A 17666-nucleotide genomic window follows, 5' to 3' on the forward strand; every position below is an offset into this window, starting at 1 on the left:
TTAATTGCCCACGACACGTAGTAATTTGTACCAAAATACATCTAGCGGCATGACGATAAAATGAAAAGCAACGACAGCCAGAATGCCGGCTATTGCCATGCCTATCAACAACAGCCGTCTTTCGTTTTTATGAGCTTGATGTTCTTTTTGGCTTTCAAAATAAGGTATCGAAGCCAAAGGTTCCACGCCCAGAATCGCGGCGACCGCTTTTGGGCTATTGATGGTCGAATCCAGCATTTCGGTCAACGCGACTGCTCCAAAACCGCTAGCCAAAGCCAACACCATACCCAGTACCATAATTGCAATTCGATTAGGGCTAACCGGTTGCAACGGCTCTTGCGGAGGGTCGATTAAGGTGAAGCGCTCGCCTTTTCTTTCCATCTCCAATTGTTGCGAGATTTGCGCCTCCATTTCGCGGGCACTCACTTCCCGGTAGCGCAGATTGGTATTGTCCAGATCCTGAATCAAATCCATGTATTCTTTTTCAACCAATGGCGATTGGCGTAGGCTTGAGCGTAACTCTTCCATTTTGCTCTGTACGCGACTACGAGTGAAATTCAACGATTCGATTTCGGTATTCACTGAAGCCAGTTGCGATTTCAAGGTGATATAGGCCGGGTTATCCGGTTGAATGCTGGCATTGCTGTAGTCGCTTTGTTTCGCGCTAGCCAGGCTTTGTTGCAAGGCGCTGATTTGTTTTTGCAGTTTCACCACGTCCGGGTGTTTGTCCGAATACTGTTTCAACAACAAGGCCAATTCTGCTTTTCTGTCGGTTAGTTCGCCGTTCATCGCATTCAGATCGGTGTTGGAGCCGATTTCTTTTTGCAATGAGTCGATTTCCCGTTTGATTTTAATCACATCGGGATGGTTCGCAGAATGGTTGGATAACACCGATGGATATTGCGATTGCAGTTCCTTCAAGCGGTCTTTCATATCGAACACCCGATTGCCCACGGCGTTGGTAGCCATGGTGTTGGGATCGATTTGCGCCAGTTCGCCTTCCAGATAATAACGTCTATCTTGCAGTGTCCGTTCTTGGCTGTCCAGTTGCAATAACTGATTGCTCAAGGAGGTCAGTTCTTGCTGGTTCATGGCGCTGATTTGCGGCAGTTGGTTCAGGTTCTTTTCCTTGAACGTAGCCAGGTTTTGTTGAATTTCCTGAATTTTGGCTTTAAGACGTTTGGATTCCTCACTCAAAAACAATGCTGCATTTTCCGCAGATTCGGTGCGAGATTTGATGTTTTCTTTCAGGAACAAGGACGTCAGTTCGTTAGCGACTTTTTGCGCAAGCTCAGGCGATTTATCATCAAATGTTAGCGTGAAGGCAATCGTAGCTTGTTGGGCAGGGCCGCTTTTGTTATTGGCGACGTCGGCACTAATGGTTTCTACTTTAATGCTTTTACGCATTTTTTCCAGAATGACTTCTTCGGGCTCTTTTTGCCGTTCCTCGGCATAGAGATCGTATTTTTTGATGATTTCCGTCAAATTCGGTCGGGTCATGATCCGTTGGCTGATCATCTGAATCCGCTGGTCAGCGAATGTCGTGACAGTGGAATGCACCAGTTCGGCGGGAATTTCTTGGGCTTCGATCAAAATGGTGGAGGTCGAGCGGTACACAGCCGGTAGCAGTACTGCCAAAACGATGCTGATCAGCGCAATGATTAGAAACGGAATAACTAAAAACCGTCTACGTCGTTTGATGATTTTTAGATAGTCCTTGATGTCGATGGCTTGATTTTCCACGCTATTTCACCTGACGATTGATTTGCGGTTGATAAGAGAATTGTAGTTGTACGCTATCGCCGGTGATGGTCTGGTTGTTTGATTCATACACTTGCTGGCGATAGCTATAAGACAGATCCAAATTGATTTCCGGCGTCCAACGCCATTGAACACTGGGTGATAGGGTAATAAATGTGCGGTTATTGCTTCTGCTGGTATCGTTACTAAATGTGGATATCGATTCAGATAGCAAGTAATTGGCGTTGATACCGGTGGATAAGCGCTCCGTGAGATTGTATCGGCCTCGGGCTGAAAAGGTGGTTGAGGTTTGTTGCTGACCTGTGCTGGCCGGGTTGAGCTGTTGTCCGGCACTTAAGCTAAAGTTACCCCAGTCGCTTTTGCGAGCTAGACTAGCCGAAAACACATTACCCACCGTGTTTCTTGACAAGGAAGACTGTTGGCTGAGTGGAAAAGGAATTGTGGTGTCTCTGAAATAAGTGAATTGTGTACTGTCAGTTGTTGTGTCGCGGATACCGGCTGACAGAGCTAACTGGGTTTGCTCGTTAAACATGTATTGCAGGCCGGCTTGATAGGTAATAGTTGTCGACTTTTGGCTGAAACCAGATGTCACGGGGAAACCAAACACAGTTCCCGGTCTTTGGTTAGCCGATTCATACTCAGAGTACGCCCCTGTCAGGTTAAATGACAGACGTTCAGTGTAAGCGTGGCTGGCCGTTGCCGAATATTGCTGGAAACTATAATCCGAGTAATTGAAAATGTTTGTCAGATTTTGCGCTCTGTCAAACGCCACATCCTGGTAGCTATAACCCAATTGTAGAGAGCTTTTTTCGTTCAAATTATAAGTGACAGTCGGGGAGACTGATTTGGTGTTCCGTGGTACGAGAAGTTGCACACCACCTGCTTCGTTGATCTGTGTTGGGTCGATTACTGTAGGGTCGAGTTGGTTATTAATCGAGGATTCTTCAGCGTAGCTTGCCGCAAGATCGGTTTTGAAACGTTCGCTTTGGTATTTGTGGCTAAGATTGACCAGTTTTTCGGAAAAATCCAGCGCCGAGTCGCTACTGTAAATCAACTCATTCCACTTAAAACGGGTATTCAATTCGTTGTCGTCGGCAAGATAGCCGAACATCACACCTGGAGAAAGGGTGCTGATAAAATTGCTATGCTTTGGATGAATCTGCATGCGTACGTTATCGTCAAAGCGCTCCTTAAAGCTGAACTCCGGTTTGAACAACAAATCCAGCGCGTAGCCATCGGTGCTGAATAAAACCAACGCAGGTAGCAAAAAATCCGTTTTTATCTTCATAGATAGTGTTTCTATCTAATTCCGCTTAGGGTACGGTAACCGTGTCTCCCGGTTCCAGCAGGATGTTTTGTTCCAGGTCTTCGCCATCAATCACATCGCTGTAGTCGAAAGGAAACACTTTAACTTGATCGCCGGTACGGCGAATAATGCTGATAGAACCTTCCTTGGCAAACACGGTCAGGCCGCCGGCAAGGCTCAGCGCTTGCAGCACATCCAGGCGTCTGCCGGAAAACACTTGTCCGGGTTTGTTGACTTTACCGATCACGAAGATGGAGTTGCCCTGGTTGTTGAGTAATTTAACCGAAATCGAGGGGTCGGATATGTAATCGGCCAGTCTGCTGGTCAAATTGTCTTTCAGTTCGGTAATGGTTTTGCCGGCAGCACCGACGGTGCCGATCAAGGGGAAAATAATCGTGCCGTCCGGGGAAATCAGGATTTGCAATTGTTGTAGACCTTCTTCTTTCCAGACCGTGATTTCCAATGCATCACCCGGCGATAGTTGGTAAGCCGCATAATTGGTCTGCTCTATAGTCACCGTAGGTGCAGGGCTGATTGTAGTGTTGTTAATGGGCTCTATTGGCGGTGCAGGTGGGATCGGGGTTTCCGGTTCTGCCAGGGCAGTGGAGGAGCAAAGCAGACAAAACGAGAAAAGAGTAATTATCTGTTTCAAAATGTATTCCTTTATGATGTTATTGAGGTTGCAAACCGCACTTTTCGAGCCAAACGCCAAAGTAAGGCGGGATTTTAGTAACGGAATATAACAAGAATAAGACGATCCCAAACACAGTCTTAGGTGAGAAACACCTAGACATTTCATGCGATTATAACCGGGAATGACTGTGTTTTGTTCGAATCAAACAGTAAATTAACCAAAAATTAATAAAACTTTGGGAGTAAGGTAGTGATAGTGAACGATTTTTTACAACGTGTTAAATCTGGGCAAGCGGTCGAATTTCAGGAAGTCATTGCGCTTATTGCCGAGCATTATCAATACCAACCCACCGAATTTAGTAACGGCTTGCAACAGCCTCTGGTAAACGAAGCGGGTCGTAATGAGGGCTCTTGCAAGATTTTTGCATTCGCCAAATTGCATAAACTGACTGTCGAACAAACTCTGGCGCTCTTCGGTGATTATTATCGCCAAGATGTATTGGGTAACCCGTCCGGCGACGATCATCAAAATATCAGACACTTTATGCGTGATGGTTGGGAAGGCATTGTTTTTAAAGGCGAGGCCTTGCAAGCCCAATAATTGCCGTGCAAATTGATGTACTGCTGATCGGTCAGGGTTTGGCTGGCAGTTTATTGGCTTGGGAGTTATGGCAGCGGCAAATGCGAATCTTGGTGGTGGACGGCGGTGCGGAGAACGCCTCGCAAGTCGCGGCCGGTCTGATCAATCCAGTGACCGGGCAGCGCTTGGTAAAGCAGGTGGATGTGGAAAACCTGCTGCCGGCTGCAATGCATGTTTATCGGCAACTTGAGAGACAGTTTGGACAAGCCTTCTATCAGCAAATGCCAATGCTGAAAATTCTGCGCACCGCCAAAGAGCTTGAAATTGCCGAACGCCGTTTGAGCCAGGCGGATTATCGCGACTATTTGTCGGAGTTGGCGGCGGCCCCCAAGAGAATTAACGCGCCTTACGGTGTGTTGCAACAAGGCCAGACCGGCTATTTGCGGACCGAGGCTTTGCTGAGTCGGTTGCGTGATTTTTTACGGAACAAGCACTGTTATCGGCGACACACTCTGCAATACGCAGAAATTAATCTCGAGCCGGCGCTGCGTTGGCAGGAAATATATCCGCGGCATATTGTTTTCTGCGAAGGTTATCAGGCGTTTACCAATCCATGGTTTAAGTATCTACCTTTTCAATTGGCAAAAGGTGAAATACTGGGTTGCGAAAGTAGGCAAGACATTGCACAACAGATTTTGAATTACGGGCATTGGCTGATTCCATTGGAGTCCGGGCGCTTTAAGACCGGTGCGACTTTCGAAACAGATCAAGTAGATCATGTGCCGACCGAAGCAGCGAAAACCGCTTTATTGGCGAGCTTACGTGCGGTCTGCCCACAACAACAAAACCTTAATGTTTATCAGCATCGCGCCGGAATCCGGCCGGCTACACGCGATAAACAGCCGTTTATCGGCACGCATCCCAAATATCCGCAACTGCATATTTTCAATGGCTTTGGCGCCAAGGGCAGCTTGGCGATTCCCTGGTACGCTGCCCGGTTTGCCGATTACTTGCAACAGTACGCCGGTTTGCCGCCCGTTTGTGATATACGCCGCTATGACAAAACCTATATCCCTGCTTGAAACTGCCCATCATATTGTTGGTTCTTACCTAGATCCGGGTGACGTGGCGGTCGACGCGACAGTGGGTAACGGTCACGATACCGTGTTTCTGGCGCAGAGCGTTGGGGCGAGTGGTCATGTGTTCGGATTTGATATTCAGCGGCAAGCGCTGATCAACAGTTTTCAGCGTTTACTTCAGCTCGATTTGCAGCGCCGGGTGATACTGCGTCTCGCCAGCCATGCCGATATGCTGTTGCATGTTCCTGAGCAGTGGCGTGGCCGGGTGAGAGCGGTGATGTTCAATCTGGGTTATTTACCCGGCGCCGACAAAACCGTGATTACCCAAATCGATTCGACGTTGGCCGCCTTAAATGCCGCGTCTGGCTTGTTGGCGCCGCGCGCCGTGATGACGGTATTGGCGTATCCAGGTCACGCCGGCGGTGATCTGGAGGCAGAGCAGTTGGCGGCATGGTGTCGGCAGTTGGATGGAAGTCGTTTTACTACGGAAGTTGTTCTTAGCAGTCACGACAAACCTAGTGCGCCCCGGCTTTTTGTTATTCGCAATCAAGCCGATCTGCTATGATTGCGCTCCTTTTTTTACTAGTAACAGATTTGCATCATGTCAGAATTCAATAACGTCACCATCGTCAAGCAGGCCAATGTCTATTTCGATGGAAAAGTGAATAGCCGCACCATTAAGTTTGCCGATGGCTCTTCAAAAACCTTGGGTTTTATGCAGCCGGGCGAATATACCTTTAACACGGCGGATCCTGAGCTGATGGAAATACTGGCCGGTGAACTGCAAGTGTTGTTGCCCGGTAACGATGCCTGGCAAGCGGTGAAAGGCGGCGAGTCTTTCAATGTGCCCGGCAATGCCGCCTTCACCATGAAGGTTAGTGTTGCCAGCGATTATTGCTGTTCTTTTTTGAAGTAAGCATTGGATGGAAAAGGTAGCGATTTTTGTCGATGTGCAGAATATTTACTACACCACCCGGCAACGCTACCAGAAGCATTTCAATTACAGCGCGTTTTGGCAGCAGGCAACCGCAGGTAAACAGGTCGTCGCTGCCATTGCATATGCGACGGACCGCGGAGACAGCAAGCAACAAGGTTTTCAGCAGATCCTGAAAAATATTGGTTTTACGGTCAAACTAAAACCCTATATTCAGCGCCGCGACGGTACTAGTAAGGGCGATTGGGATGTAGGAATCACCTTGGATGTGATGGACTACGCCGCGCGGGCTGATCGTATTATTCTTTTGTCTGGCGACGGCGATTTCGAGTTGTTATTGCAAAAGGTGCGCAGCGATTTCGGTACTGCCAGCGATGTTTATGGCATTCATAGTTTAACCGCGCCGGCCTTGATTCAAGCGGCCGACAATTTCATCGCCATCGCCGGTGCATTATTGCTGTGAGACGTTTGGGCGTTTTGCTTATTGTTTGTCGGCGTCTTCTTCTACCAATTCTTTGCCTTTCTCTGCGGAACTGGCGGCTTCTTTGGGTTCGGTAGCGTTTTGATTGTTTCTGCGGGCAAAGGTTTCGGGTTCGTCGCTACCGAATAAACCGCTAATTTTTTCCCACATCGAGCGTTCCAGGTCGCGTTTTGGTACGTCGACGCTGGTTTCCGTGGATTCCTTGGCAACCGGCATCGAGCTGGGTCTGAAGTCGCCTTGCACGCCCATCAAATTGTCACCATTGAAAAATAAAGACACCCGCTTTTGCACCCGGTCTTCGCCGCCCGGTTGCTCAGAGTATAAATAGTCCCAGCGTTTTTCATGAAAGGCATCGGACAGCATAGGCGAACCCATGATATACAAGACCTGGCGCTTGGTCATATTGGGCCGCAATTGGTTAATCATGCTTTGATCGATGATATTGCCTTGCTCAATATCCAGGGTGTACACGCCGGGCAAGTTAGTGAGAATGGTGCTGCAAGCGTTAATCGATAAACTGGTGACGGCCGCTAGCAAAAAAGTCGATTTTTTCATGAGAAGAGAATGGAGTCTGACGACAAACGATGGGCCATTATCCCATAATTCTGTCAGCGGCTTGGCGCAAAAAACGATACAATGTTGCGGATTATCGGTTTAAAGGAGGGGGCTTGTGGAAACTCAGGATTTGCGTAATGCGGGCTTAAAGGTGACCTTGCCCAGGATCAAAATTCTGGAGATTCTGGAAAAACAACAGGACGATAGGCATTTGTCGGCCGAGAAGGTCTACAAAATTCTGTTGGCGGAAGGTGAGGAAATTGGCCTGGCGACGGTTTACCGGGTTTTGACCCAGTTCGAAGCCGCCGGCTTGGTTAACCGTCATCATTTCGAGGGCGGCAACTCGATATTCGAACTAAATAGCGGCGGCCACCACGATCACGTCGTCTGCATGAAGTGTGGGAAAGTCGACGAATTTACCGATGAAGTCATTGAAAAACGCCAATCGGAAATTGCCCTAAGATTGGGCTATACACTGACCGATCACAGCCTTTACCTTTACGGTTATTGCGCCGCTTGTAAACCCTCAAAAGCCTAAGCATGTTTAAACCTCTCATCCTGTATATCGGGTTGCGCTATACCCGCGCCAAAAAACGCACTCAATTTATCTCGTTCATCACCTTAACATCCGTACTTGGTATCGCCCTGGGTGTCACGGCCTTAATTACCGTGCTGTCGGTCATGAACGGTTTCGAAGCCGAATTGCGCGAACGCATCCTGGGTATGACCGCTCACAGCACGATTACCGGGCGCTTCGGTCAGCTGGATGATTGGCAAGCTTTAGAGCAACGTACTCGCAGCATGCCGCATGTCGAAGGTGCCGCGCCGTTTATCCACGGTCAGGTGATGGTTAATGCTGACCGCCAAGTCAGCGGTACTTTACTGCAAGGTGTGTTGCCCGAATACGAAGCCAAAGTGTCGGAAGTAGCCAATAAAATGATGTTCGGTAGTTTGAACGATTTAGTCCCAGGCGAGTTTGGTATTGTCTTGGGTGCCGAATTAGCAAGCTATCTAGGCGTGATGATGGGTGACAAGGTCACCGTGATTACGCCGCAAATTAACTCCACGCCGGCCGGGATTTTACCGCGCATGAAACGCTTCACCGTGGTGGGTGTGTTCAAGGTTGGTATGTATGAGTACGACCGCAACATGGCTTTGATGCATCTTGATGATGCCGGCAAATTGTTCCGCCTGGAGCAAGCCGTATCCGGTTTGCGTTTAAAGCTGGATGACTTATTTAATGCCCCGCGCATCACCCAAGGCTTGGCCGATACGCTGGGCGATGAGTTTCGGGTTAGTGACTGGACCAAAGCCCACAGCAACTTCTTCCGCGCCGTGCAGACCGAGAAGCGGGCGATGTTTATCATCTTGCTGCTGATCGTCGCGGTAGCGGCTTTCAACATCGTCTCGACGCTGGTGATGGTCGTCACCGATAAACGCGGCGACATCGCCATCCTTAAAACCCAGGGTTTATCCAACGGTTCGGTGATGGGCATTTTTATCGTTTTGGGCTGCATCATCGGCAGCATAGGTACCTTATTGGGAACCGTCGGTGGCGTATTGCTGGCTTTGAATGTGGAAACCATTGTGCCAGCTATCGAAAAAGCCTTTGGCGTGCAATTCATGGCTGCCGACGTCTATTACATCAGCGAAGTACCGTCAAAACTGATCTGGACTGATGTGTATTGGATAGCCTGCGTGGCGTTTTTACTGTCCTTATTGGCAACGTTGTATCCCGCCTGGCAGGCGGCGCGTATCAACCCCGCCGAGGTACTGCGTTATGAATAATGCCATCGTGTTGCAGTGCCAGCAGTTAACCAAACGCTACGAGCAGGGCGATTTGAATGTCGAAGTGTTGCGCGGCGTCGATTTGGCGATTCATGCCGGTCAGCGCGTCGCCATCATGGGTGCATCCGGTTCCGGCAAAAGCACCTTGCTGCATTTACTGGGCGGCCTGGAAAAACCCAGCTCCGGCTCGGTGATGCTGGATGGCGCCGATTTGAACAAGATTAGTGCCGGCAAACTGAGTCAGCTTCGTAATCGTTCACTAGGGTTTATCTACCAGTTTCATCATTTGCTGGGTGAATTTACCATCCTGGAAAATGTGGCAATGCCGCTGTTGATCGGCAACCAATCGATCAAGCAAGCTCAACAACAAGCTGCCGAGTTACTCAAGCGTGTCGGCTTGGGGCATCGTATGCTGCACAAACCCGGCGAATTATCCGGTGGCGAGCGGCAACGCGCTGCTGTGGCCCGGGCTTTGATCAATCAGCCTAAATGCGTGCTGGCCGACGAACCCACAGGTAATCTGGACAGCAAAACTGCTGAGCAAATTTATCAGTTGATGCTGGAGTTAAACCAGGAATTACAGGTGAGTTTTTTGGTGGTGACGCATGATCCTGAGTTGGCTGGGCGAATGGATCATGTGCTTTATATGGAGGATGGGTTGATTGTGCCGGAAAGGGTGCATCATAGCTGAAGGCGGCTATCTCTGATTTTCTGGTACTGCCCTTAATTCCTCAGGGTGTTTGCTCCCTCTCCTGATGGAGAGGGTTGGGGAGAGGAGATTCAAATGGTTGTGTCGCTATCGCGACGGCTTGATTTAACGTCGGGTCTCGGCCCGACAGCCGAGATACTTTCGCTACGAAAACCATCCTTGGTTTTCGCCCTTCGGGCCAGCCTGTCGGCTGTTCAAATTCGTTCCAGACGAATTTGTGCGTGGCCAAAAGAAAGTATCCAAAGAAAAGGCCACCCGGATGCCGCTTATTCCCTGCGCTCCTCGCTTTTGACGAGGGTCGGCAGAAGGGGCTTCCCAGCCCCTCCGCCGACGTGCGGCATCCCTGCCGCACCCCTTCGGGCAATTCTCGCCAAAAGCTCCGGTGCTCGGCGCGGCATACGGGATAAAAAATCGTCCCGGAATTAAAAGTCGGTTAGGGAGCAATGAAACTGCGATGGAGTGAAACGAAATCGAGGTTTTGATGGTTTCTATAGTTCTGGATTTCGCTGAGTTTCATCTAGGCTATTTGTGCAAACTTAAACCTTTATGCATCTGTTCTTCGGCTGCGGCATAGAGTTTTTGAAAAACTTTGTTCAACGCTTCCAGCCGAGCTTCGTTTTGCCCTGTATTACGGTTCGCGTACATATATGGGCGGATTGCTTTGTACTCACCGCTATCCCGCGCGAATCCGTACAAATACCCATTGTTTATGTCAAGAAGGGAGGCCTCGTATATCGAATATGAGTCTCGGTGGTGCCCAGGTGCTAACCACATTCCAATGATGGATATATTTAACATACTCAATGGATTTAAGTATGAATCTGTATCCGTACTATCGTTGATGAACAAGATGGTGTCGGCTCCCATCCTTGCGCCGGCTAGGCGTGATTCGTTGGAGAAGCAACTGCCTTCGCTTCGATAGCCACAATTTGATATTAAGGATTGAGGGACAATGTCAAAGCTTTTGATAAAACCCAAGGCCTTAAACTTTTCGCCCCAAATGCTTATAGCCTCTTGCTCTTCCTTTGAAATTTCCGTTCGACGGTGGTTGGCTGTCACTACCGCGACTTTCAATGGGATCGTTGCCTGCGGGCGCAAATTTCTAATTTCTTCCACAGTTGTAGCGGTGGAAAACTGAGTTTTTGGAGTGTCTCCAATCGATTGTTCCAGGTGGGGCCGCATATCAGTTGCGGAACAAGCTGCTAGCAGTGTCGTGAGCGTAAAAATCCAGGCTTTTTTCATAAATCCTCCATAAATAAATTTGCTGCTTAAGGCTAAGGTGGTTTTCAATCATTCGGTGCATTACGCTATTGCTAATGCGTCATACAAAATTTTGAAGCTCGTAGATACTCCGATTAGCACAGCGTAATCGGACATAGGTGTAATTTAAATTTCTCGCTCCTCCGAATACGCTGCGCTACTCTGAGCTACATAAAAACTCTGAACAATCCCCAAAATCTTTCACAGTCGGGGCGGTGTTGATTCCCGTATGCCGCGCCGAGCACCGGAGCTTTTGAACGGACTAGCCCGTTAGGGGCGATGCAGGGATGCATCGCGTTGCCGAAGGGGCAGGAAGCCCCTTTCGGCAACCCCGTTCAAAAGCGAGGAGCGCAGGGAATAAGCGGCATCCGGGCCGCCTTTTCTTTGGATACTTTCTTTTGGCGGAGCAAAAGAAAGTATCTCGGCCGTCGGGCCGAGACCCGACATTAAAATCAGTTGTCGCGATAGCGACACATAACCTTATCCGGCTGAATAAACCGGAAACCTAGCACACAACAAATGCACCTTCTCCCTAACCGCATCAATCACGCTCTCATCCTCCAGGTTATCCATCACATCGCACATCCACTCCGCCACTTGACGAACTTCGTCTTCCTTGAAGCCGCGTGAGGTCGGGGCAGGGGTGCCAACGCGGATGCCACTGGTGACGAACGGCGACTGTGGGTCGTTAGGGACCGCGTTTTTGTTGACGGTGATGTGGGCGCGGCCCAGGGCGGCGTCGGCGGCTTTGCCGGTGATGCCTTTTGGAATTAATGACACCAGCATTAAGTGGTTGTCGGTGCCGCCGGAAACCACATCAAAACCGCGTTTGATAAAAACCTCCGCCATGGCTTGGGCGTTTTTCACGACTTGCTGCTGATACGTTTTAAATTCCGGGGTCAGGGCTTCTTTAAACGCCACGGCTTTGGCGGCGATCACGTGCATCAACGGACCACCTTGGATGCCGGGGAAGATGTTGGAGTTGATCTTTTTTTCCAGATCCGGATTGCTTTTGCACAAGATCAAGCCGCCGCGTGGGCCACGCAGGGATTTGTGGGTGGTGCTGGTGACCACGTCCGCAATCGGCACCGGATTGGGATATAAACCCGCCGCGACTAGGCCGGCGACATGGGCCATGTCTACAACGAAGTAAGCGCCAACTTTATCGGCAATGTCGCGAAAACGTTGCCAGTCCCAAATGCGCGAATACGCCGAGAAGCCGGCAATGATCAATTTGGGTTTATGTTCCAAGGCCAGCGCTTCGACTTGTTCGTAGTCGATTTCGCCGGTGTCTTTGTTCAAACCGTACTGTATCGCGTTGTAGATTTTGCCGGAAAAGTTCGGTTTGGCGCCGTGGGTCAAATGGCCGCCGTCGGCCAGACTCAAGCCCAGGATGGTGTCGCCCGGTTGAATCAAAGACATGAACACTGCCATATTGGCTTGTGAACCGGAGTGAGCTTGCACGTTGGCGTAATCGGCGCCGAACAATTCTTTGGCGCGGTCGATCGCCAATTGCTCAACGACATCGACGTATTCGCAGCCGCCGTAGTAGCGTTTTTCCGGATAGCCTTCGGCGTATTTGTTGGTCAGCACCGTGCCCTGGGCTTCCAAAACTCGGGGACTGGCATAGTTTTCCGAGGCGATCAGTTCGATATGGTCTTCCTGGCGTTGGCGTTCTTGTTCCATCGCTTGAAATAGTTCGTCGTCAAAGCCTTTGATGGTCATCGATTCGCTAAACATGGGGTCTCCTAAAGTAAGTTCGGGTTATTCGTTGGGATGCAGTAGCAGGATTTGCAAATCGGCGACATTGGTGCCGGTTGCGCCGCTGAGCAGTAAATCGTTCGCCGCTTGCAAGGCAGGGTATGAGTCATTATCGTCGAGCAGGGCCGCTGGGTCGAGTCCGGCGGCGCGGATGCGTGGCAAAGTGCCGTCATCGACGATGCCGCCGGCGGCATCGGTAGGGCCGTCGCGGCCATCAGTACCGCCGCTGAGAAAGGTCCAGGCGCCGTTCAGCCCGTATTTTTCGGCGGCCAGGGCGAAGGCAAGAGCCATTTCCTGATTGCGGCCGCCCTTGCCATTGCCCTTTAAGGTAACAGTGGTTTCGCCGCCGGCGATGACGGCTGTCGGCCGCGTCATGCCGGCTGCTGCGGATAGTGCATGCAGTGCTATTTGCTCGGCAACCAAGCGCGCTTCGCCGCTCAACTGTTTGCTGTAAAGCTGGGTTTCATAGCCCAATTCGCGTGCTTTGTCGATTGCAGCGTCAACGCTAATGGCATTGCTGCCAAGCAAATGGTGGCTTGTCTGCCGGAAGAGCGGGTCACTGCCTTTAGGCGTTTCGATTTGCAAGCCTTGAGCGCCTTGTTGCAAATAGTTTTGCACGCTGGATGGTATTTTTTGCCATATGCCGAACGATTCCAATACTGCGACGGCGTCTGTGAAAGTGGTGTCGTCGGGCACGGTGGGGCCACTGGCGATGGCGCTTAAATCGTTATCCAGCACGTCGGATAGTATCAGCGCATGCAAATCGGCGGGCGCGGCAAGCCTGGCTAAGCCGCCGCCTTTGAGTTGAGACAAATGTTTACGGACGCAATTGATCTGATTGATGGTTGCGCCGGAGGCCAGTAATAGACGGGTGGTGGCGATTTTATCCGCCAAATTGATGCCGGCGACCGGGTAGGGCAGCAATGCCGAGCCGCCGCCGGAAATCAACACCAACACCAACTCGCCGGGATTAGTGTCGCTCAGGCGGGTGGCGATGGTCTTTGCCGCATGCAACCCAGCGGCGTCCGGCAGCGGATGGCCGGCGCCGAATACCTGACAGTTTTCGACGACATCAATGTTGTCGTAATTGGTCACGACAATGCCTTTAGCCGCAAGCCAGGCCTCGGGAATTATCGTTTGTGCCGCATCGGCCATTGCGCATGCGGCTTTGCCGAAAGATATTAGATGAATGCGTCGCCAGTCGCCGCTGCGGTAGCCGGTTTGTTCCGAACCGATATGCAGCAGTCCGCTATCGGCTCTGAGAAAACGTTTTACGGCAAGATACGGATCAGCCGCCGCAACGCCGGCGCGAAAAATGGCGGCTGCGTGTTCACGATAACTTGGCTGGACTGCGGACATATCGATCCGGCAGGACCTTAAGCCATGGCTTTAGCGAGTGCAAAGATGATTTCCGCGTCGAACACCTGCTTATTGCTTTCAAATAGCTTGGTGATACAGGCGCGGTGTAAGGCTAGTTTTAGTGCGCCGAAGCCGATGGCGCCCCAGACGATTTTGCCGTGTCGCTGTTCGCCTCTATCCAGTACATCCGTGCCGCCAATGCCGACAGGCGGCGTGGCGTTGGCGTCCGCCAACAATTGCAGATTTGGATTGTTTTGCCAATGTTCCGGCTTTAATAATTGGACACCGGCAGCACCGGTCGCTAATACGACGTTGGCGTCTTGGATGGCGGCGGCGCGACTGTCGTAATCGGCGGCTTCTACGGGTGTCAGATCTACGCCGAAACGCTCCTTCATCGCGAAGCAGGCTTTTTCCGCGTTAAATATGTGTCGGGATGTGATGCTGACTTGCGCGCCTTCCAGCGCCATCATCGCCGCCGCACGTTGACCGACCGGACCTGTACCAGCTAATACCACCGCTTTTTTGCCGGCCAGGCTTGCGCTGCTGCCCAGTTTGGCGACGGCGGCGGCGGCTGTGGTGTTGCTGCCGTTACTGTCCAGCATCACCGACACTTGAAACCCGGGGAAAAAATGTTTTTGCACCGCTATCAGTAAACGCTGGCCGGCCTCGATATTGCTGCCGCCGATAAAAATCGCCGTGTTTTTTTTGTCTTTGGGGGCGCGAGTGAAGATCGTACCGTCGACCAGGCCGCCGACGTTATCGGGGGTAATGTTGCCGTAACCAATGACATGGTCCGCGCCGCCGTCGTAAGCGACTACGGTATCGAAAGCCGAGGGATGGGTGTCGGTGTCGAACTGGAATAACAATTTTTTCATTAAGCTACCTGATATGAATAATGGTGGCCCGGTGGGAGAAGGTTAGCCGCCGGCATTATACAGAATAATATTTACCTCGCCGCAGAATCCAAGCGGGTTTTGGCAAGCAGGAATTAGTGATTGTTTGCTCAAAAACTTTATGTCATATTGGAAAAGCCTGCCGTTGGGTCGGGTGTGGAAGAATCCAATCAATAAAGAGGAACGCAGATGAAAACGCCCGTGGATATTGCTGTAACAGGTGCAGCTGGTCAGATTAGTTACTCCTTGCTATTTCATTTGGCGTCTGGCGAATTGCTGGGGCCGGATCAGCCTATCGTGCTGCGTCTATTGGAAATTCCACCGGCTATGAAGCAGTTACAAGGCGTGGTGATGGAGTTGAACGATTGCGCGTTTCCGTTGATCAACAAAATCATCATTACCGACGATCCGAAAGTGGCATTCGATAACGTCGATTATGCCTTTTTGGTAGGGGCAAAGCCGCGCGGACCGGGGATGCTGCGTAGCGATTTGTTATTGGATAACGCGCAGATTTTTATCACCCAAGGTCGGGCGCTGAATGAAGTAGCCAACCGTAATGTCAAGGTGTTAGTGACCGGCAACCCGGCCAATACCAATGCTCTAATCGCTATTCATAACGCTCCGGATTTAGCGCCGGAGTGTTTTACGGCGATGACCATGCTCGATCATAAACGTGCGATAAGTCAGGTAGCCGAGAAATGCGGGGTGCTGAGCAGAGACGTGAAAAACGTGGCGGTTTGGGGTAACCATTCCTGCACTCAATATCCTGATTTACATCATGCCAAGGTCAAGGGTATGGATGTATTCTCTTTGGTCGAGCAATCCTGGTTTGTTGATGAATTTATCCCCACTGTGCAGTACCGAGGTACGGAAATTATCAAAGTACGCGGCCAGTCCAGCGCGGCGTCTGCGGCGCATGCGGCGATTGAGCATATGCGGGTTTGGGCCTTCGGTACCGATCCGGGGGACTGGGTGAGTATGGCGGTCGCATCCGACGGTAGCTATGGTGTTGCGGAAGGATTGGTTTATTCCTTCCCGGTGACGGTGGTGGATGGGCAGATCGGCATCGTTAAGGGCTTGGATCTTAACGAGTTCAGCTTGGCAAGATTGCGTCAAAACGAAGTAGAGTTAAAAGAAGAGCGACAAGCCATCAAACATCTACTCTAATTGTCCGAGTGCGGGAGCTCTGCGGCTATTCCGCGCGGCTGGGCTTATCGAGCATCACTATCGCGGTATGGCGTAATAACTACCGCTCCATTATTTGTTGCTGATGTTATCTTGTGTTTACGTCGGCGGGTCTCTCGGCTAGCCGATTCGTAAGGCGCCGCCATCCGTGGCAGCTTGTTAACGACTGGTAAAAAGCGCCCTATCCCTCATCCAGCGAGAGAGTTTTTTAGCGCGTCCTTAAAATCTTGAATGGGTCGGGGGCTTTAATTGATACCCCGGAAATTGTTTGGGTGGGGCAGGCAACAAAACAGTGCTTTATTATTTTTTTAGATAAAGCAATAGGTGTGCCAATTATGAATTCCCGTTTGACGGGGCATGTACGAGGTGATGGGTGATGCCAAAGTACCGGTTTTGAGGCTTATGCCGCAATGGCAAGGGATATGCCGTATTTTTGGGCATATTGAATTGGCACCGTATCGGTAAGGGATAAAACTCAGCGCGTTGCTGGGTCTGCAACGGCTAACGAACCTCCGGATTTGCCGTGTACGTCTATCCATAAGTACGGCAATGCCAACTGTTCCAGCCAACTTGGGCCTTGTTCTTCCTTGAGCATGGCGATGGTTGACGCGCTGCCGGCCACTACGCAGAATTCGCCGACGACGCTGACAGATGCCAAATGCCGAACCGGCCAGCCTGTTTTCGGATTGAGGATGTGTCCGTAGCGCTGGCCGTTGACGATAATGCAACGTTCATAGTCCCCACTGCTGGCGACGGCGCCGTTATGTAGTGCCAAAGTACTTGCTAATACCTGCCTTTGGCGGGGGTGATGGATACCCACTCGCCAGGCAGTGCCGTCCGGACGTGGGCCTATCAGTTTGATGTCGCCGCCCAGGTTGATAAGACCGTGGCGAGCGCCGGCATTCCGCGCAATTACCGCAGCCCGGTCTACGGCATATTCTTTGACAATGCCGCCAAAATCCAGCTCCATGCCGGCCAGCGGAAACTCTAATAGCGGCGCCTGCCAGCGTAGTTTGTGCCATCCAACTTTTTTCAATAGTGTTTTAATTAGTTGTTCATCCGGCAACTGGCCGGACTCGAAACGCCAAGCCTGCCGTAAAATTCCGGACGTGATGTCGAACAGGCCGTCGCTTTGTTGATGACAGGTTGCAGCATAATTCAGTAAGCCAGCCGTTTCCTCATCCACGGTAATGCGGCCGCCCATGGCTGCGACTTGATTGATGCTTGAAAGCAGGCTGTCGGGTTTATACCGGGAATACAAGCCCTCCAAGCGTTGCACGTCGGCTGTTACTATATCGGCAATACGCTTGGCCTGTTTATGCTCCGTGGCAATCAATTGGATTTCGCATTGAGTACCCATAGCCTGGAATGGGAAGCGAAAT

The 17666-nt window shown here is 50.9% G+C and carries 18 protein-coding genes; 9 read left to right on the forward strand and 9 right to left on the reverse strand.

Annotation, left to right across the window (positions count from 1 at the left end; all coding sequences use genetic code 11):
• The 3 genes from JWZ98_RS08130 to JWZ98_RS08140 form a co-directional block, all read right to left on the reverse strand.
• Positions 1-1743 (reverse strand): lipopolysaccharide biosynthesis protein, encoded by a 1743-nt coding sequence (locus JWZ98_RS08130; protein WP_205453909.1) that lies wholly within the window; start codon positions 1741-1743, stop codon positions 1-3.
• 1 nt (position 1744) lies between these two features.
• On the reverse strand, positions 1745-2980 hold the full coding sequence (locus JWZ98_RS08135) for a TonB-dependent receptor (RefSeq protein WP_240348269.1): 1236 nt from the start codon (positions 2978-2980) through the stop codon (positions 1745-1747).
• Positions 2981-3074: 94 nt separating this feature from the next.
• Positions 3075-3584 carry a polysaccharide biosynthesis/export family protein gene (locus JWZ98_RS08140; RefSeq protein WP_033159006.1) on the reverse strand — a complete coding sequence of 170 codons (510 nt, stop codon included), beginning with the start codon at positions 3582-3584 and terminating at the stop codon, positions 3075-3077.
• A 366-nt stretch (positions 3585-3950) separates the two neighbouring features.
• On the opposite strand from JWZ98_RS08140, the gene JWZ98_RS08145 reads away from it, so the two are divergent.
• Genes JWZ98_RS08145 through JWZ98_RS08165 form a run of 5 tightly spaced genes read left to right on the forward strand, consistent with a single transcriptional unit; the run spans position 3951 to position 6756 of the window.
• The gene (locus tag JWZ98_RS08145) at positions 3951-4301 is read left to right on the forward strand and encodes a HopJ type III effector protein (RefSeq protein ID WP_205453911.1); all 351 of its coding nucleotides are present in this window, start codon (positions 3951-3953) and stop codon (positions 4299-4301) included.
• 5 nt (positions 4302-4306) lie between these two features.
• On the forward strand, positions 4307-5362 hold the full coding sequence (locus JWZ98_RS08150; protein WP_240348271.1) for an FAD-dependent oxidoreductase: 1056 nt from the start codon (positions 4307-4309) through the stop codon (positions 5360-5362).
• Positions 5337-5924 carry a class I SAM-dependent methyltransferase gene (locus JWZ98_RS08155; RefSeq protein ID WP_205453912.1) on the forward strand — a complete coding sequence of 196 codons (588 nt, stop codon included), beginning with the start codon at positions 5337-5339 and terminating at the stop codon, positions 5922-5924. The genes JWZ98_RS08150 and JWZ98_RS08155 overlap by 26 nt, the downstream gene beginning before the upstream one ends.
• A gap of 36 nt (positions 5925-5960) precedes the next feature.
• Positions 5961-6275 (forward strand): pyrimidine/purine nucleoside phosphorylase, encoded by a 315-nt coding sequence (locus JWZ98_RS08160; protein ID WP_205453913.1) that lies wholly within the window; start codon positions 5961-5963, stop codon positions 6273-6275.
• 7 nt (positions 6276-6282) lie between these two features.
• Entirely contained in the window at positions 6283-6756 is a 474-nt protein-coding gene (locus JWZ98_RS08165) for an NYN domain-containing protein (protein WP_205453914.1), read from the forward strand.
• Positions 6757-6774: 18 nt separating this feature from the next.
• Here the strand turns inward: JWZ98_RS08165 and bamE are convergent, their stop codons facing one another.
• Positions 6775-7329: an outer membrane protein assembly factor BamE gene (gene bamE, locus JWZ98_RS08170; RefSeq protein ID WP_205453915.1), complete on the reverse strand. Its 555-nt coding sequence runs from the start codon at positions 7327-7329 to the stop codon at positions 6775-6777.
• Positions 7330-7444: 115 nt separating this feature from the next.
• Between bamE and fur the strand changes: the two genes are divergently transcribed.
• From fur to lolD, 3 genes are read left to right on the forward strand one after another with little or no spacing between them, the layout of a single operon-like run.
• The gene (gene fur, locus JWZ98_RS08175) at positions 7445-7867 is read left to right on the forward strand and encodes a ferric iron uptake transcriptional regulator (RefSeq protein WP_205453916.1); all 423 of its coding nucleotides are present in this window, start codon (positions 7445-7447) and stop codon (positions 7865-7867) included.
• Positions 7868-7869: 2 nt separating this feature from the next.
• A complete protein-coding gene (locus JWZ98_RS08180; protein ID WP_205453917.1) occupies positions 7870-9117 on the forward strand; it encodes a lipoprotein-releasing ABC transporter permease subunit in 1248 nt (415 codons plus the stop codon).
• On the forward strand, positions 9110-9808 hold the full coding sequence (lolD, locus tag JWZ98_RS08185) for a lipoprotein-releasing ABC transporter ATP-binding protein LolD (RefSeq protein ID WP_033158998.1): 699 nt from the start codon (positions 9110-9112) through the stop codon (positions 9806-9808). The genes JWZ98_RS08180 and lolD overlap by 8 nt, the downstream gene beginning before the upstream one ends.
• Before the next feature lie 540 nt (positions 9809-10348).
• Here the strand turns inward: lolD and JWZ98_RS08190 are convergent.
• From JWZ98_RS08190 to JWZ98_RS08205, 4 genes are all read right to left on the reverse strand, one after another.
• Positions 10349-11068, reverse strand: coding sequence for a hypothetical protein (locus JWZ98_RS08190; RefSeq protein WP_205453918.1), 720 nt, complete (start codon positions 11066-11068; stop codon positions 10349-10351).
• Between the two features lie 498 nt (positions 11069-11566).
• Positions 11567-12826, reverse strand: a complete 1260-nt coding sequence (gene glyA / locus JWZ98_RS08195; RefSeq protein ID WP_171694822.1) for a serine hydroxymethyltransferase — start codon at positions 12824-12826, stop codon at positions 11567-11569.
• 24 nt (positions 12827-12850) lie between these two features.
• Positions 12851-14206, reverse strand: a complete 1356-nt coding sequence (locus JWZ98_RS08200; protein WP_205453919.1) for a glycerate kinase — start codon at positions 14204-14206, stop codon at positions 12851-12853.
• A gap of 17 nt (positions 14207-14223) precedes the next feature.
• Positions 14224-15081 carry an NADP-dependent methylenetetrahydromethanopterin/methylenetetrahydrofolate dehydrogenase gene (locus JWZ98_RS08205; RefSeq protein WP_205453920.1) on the reverse strand — a complete coding sequence of 286 codons (858 nt, stop codon included), beginning with the start codon at positions 15079-15081 and terminating at the stop codon, positions 14224-14226.
• A gap of 207 nt (positions 15082-15288) precedes the next feature.
• On the opposite strand from JWZ98_RS08205, the gene JWZ98_RS08210 reads away from it, so the two are divergent.
• A complete protein-coding gene (locus JWZ98_RS08210; protein ID WP_033158994.1) occupies positions 15289-16266 on the forward strand; it encodes a malate dehydrogenase in 978 nt (325 codons plus the stop codon).
• A 493-nt stretch (positions 16267-16759) separates the two neighbouring features.
• Here the strand turns inward: JWZ98_RS08210 and JWZ98_RS08215 are convergent, their stop codons facing one another.
• Positions 16760-17644, reverse strand: coding sequence for an FAD:protein FMN transferase (locus tag JWZ98_RS08215; RefSeq protein ID WP_205454412.1), 885 nt, complete (start codon positions 17642-17644; stop codon positions 16760-16762).
• Positions 17645-17666 lie beyond the last annotated feature (22 nt).

This window comes from Methylomonas sp. EFPC1 (assembly GCF_016925515.1).
In the GTDB taxonomy this organism is placed as follows: Bacteria; Pseudomonadota; Gammaproteobacteria; order Methylococcales; family Methylomonadaceae; genus Methylomonas; species Methylomonas defluvii.